The sequence below is a fragment of the Pseudomonas sp. P4_D7 genome, assembly GCF_056401755.1.
In genome coordinates this window covers 1-2,273 of record NZ_JBFUIR010000138.1, presented here as the reverse complement: position 1 = coordinate 2,273, position 2,273 = coordinate 1, and the positions used below count along the sequence as shown (strand labels likewise).

Below are 2,273 nucleotides of genomic sequence, written 5' to 3'. Positions count from 1 at the left end.
GCCGATTGGCAACACCCCGGTGACCCTCGAACCGGTGCTTGCCGATGTCGGCGGCGTGCTGACTTTCGGTGAGCCGCTGCATTACACCATCGGCCCCAGCGGCATTCTGCAAGTGACCGACTGCGATCGGGGCCAGCGTTATCGCATCACCTTCTTTCCCGATGTGTCCACGGACCATGTGCGTGCGCTGTATGCCTCTTATGAAAGTGTCATTGCAGGCCTGGAAGGCTGGCTCCGCGCGGAGTGGGCAAGGTTTCAACCCCRGTGGACGGAGTTTTCCAGCGCCGGATTTCTTGAGCGTTACGGTCAGTTGCAACAGGCCGATTGGCGTGGATTCGAGCAAGCCCTGAATGGTGTTTGGGATGACATCAAACAGGTATTCGCCCTGCTCGCCGACTTGCAGGCCAACAGTGAAAAGCTGCTTGAGTACCTCAGCAAGGCCGAGCTTGAGGCGTTATTGAATGCCTCCAGCGACGCCATTGCCAACGGTCTGCTGATCCTCAGTGACGAACCTCTTCTGTTTATTCATCTGGCCGCGTTTACCAGTTGGCTGAAGATGCTGCCGCCGCAGTATCTGGCTGAAGTGGTGGCCGAGGTGCGGGTCGAATTGCTGATCAGCTTCCTGTTGATGGGCGTGTCGGGTGGCATCGGCGTGCCGCTGCATTTGAGCAGCAAGGTGCTGGCGAAGATCAAGTCGCCGCGCGCGCGGGAATGGCTGGCGGCCTCGGCATTGCGACTCGCGGAATTAACGTCAGCGCCGGAACTGAACAAACATGCGGGCGCGTTGAAGCCGCTGATGTTTCACGCGCGTGACGTTGAGTTGAAACCGACACCGTCGATACCGCTGAACATTCGTCAGGCCGATTCGCTGGTGTTGACGGTGCCGAATCCGGCGCCTGTTGTGCGGGACAAGTCTGGCGGTTCGAGCCGGTTGCAACGGCATGAGCCTCACGACGATTCGCCGGATCAGGCGAAAAACCCCAACGGCGACAGCGCCGATTGCGTGCCGCGTACCTGCACCAACGGCTGCCCGGTGTCGATGGTCACCGGTGAAGAACTGCTGACTCTGAGCGATGCGGTGCTTGATGGCGTGTTGCCGTTTGAGTTCACCCGCTTGTATCGCTCCAGCGCCGCCGAAATCGATGTTGGGTTGGGGTTTGGCTGGAGTCATTCGCTGGCGCATCGACTGGCGTTTGCCGGCGACGAGGTTGTCTGGGTCGATCACGAGAACCGCCGTACCCGTTTCCCGCTGCCGAGCGTTGAGCGGCCGGCGATTCACAACAGTTTGTCGCGGGCGGCGATTTTTCTCGGTGATGAACCGGAGGAGCTGATTCTCGCGCTGGCCGGGGACGCGGCGCGTTTTTATCACTTTCGCGCAGGACGGCTGACGGCGATCAGCGATGCCTATGGCAATCGTCTGACGGTGCAGCGCGATCGGTCTGACCGGGTGCAGCGCCTGGACAATGGCGCCGGGCGTTCGCTGTTGTTGCGCTATGACCGCGCGAAGTTGGTTGGTGTGGATTATCAGGTGTTTCGCGAGGGTGCCTGGAGTACCGAACAGGCGCTGGTCAGTTACCGCTACGACGCTTATCAACACCTGATCGAAGCCACTAACGCCGTTGGTGACAGCGAGCGTTACGACTACGACGACGCTCACGTGATCCTGCAGCGGCAACTGGCTGGCGGTGCGAGCTTCTTCTGGGAGTGGGAGCACTCGGGGAAATCGGCGCGCTGCGTGCGTCACTGGGCGTCGTTCTCGCAGATGGACACGCGTTACGTCTGGAACGATGACGGCAGTGTCGCGGTGCATTACGTCGATGGCACCGAAGAGACCTACGTTCACGACGAGCGTGCGCGACTGGTGCGTCAAGTCTCGGCGGATGGTGGCGAGCAGCTCAAGGCCTATGACGATGCCGGGCGCTTGATCGCCGAGCAGGATGCCTTGGGCGCTGTCACCGAATACCGCTACGACGAAGTCGGACGGCTCATCGCGCTGATTCCACCGGATGAGGCGCCCACGTCCTACGAGTATCGCAACGGTTTCCTGCATCGGCGTTCGCGCGGCGAGGCGGTGTGGATCTACCGGCGCAATGCCGAGGGCGATGTCACCGAGGCGGTCGATCCCGACGGCCATGTCACCCATTACTACTACGACACCCGTGGGCAGTTGCTGTCGATCCGCTACCCGGACAGCAGCCGGCATCGTTTGGTCTGGAACAGCCTTGGCCAGTTGACCGAGGAAACCCTGCCCGACGGTGGCGTACGGCGCTTTT

General features: G+C 61.2%; 1 protein-coding gene. It reads left to right on the top strand.

Annotated elements, in window-relative coordinates; translation table 11 throughout:
* Positions 1-2,273: DUF6531 domain-containing protein (locus AC1DVF_RS29035; RefSeq protein WP_477783604.1), on the top strand; the 2,273-nt coding region annotated here is incomplete at both ends.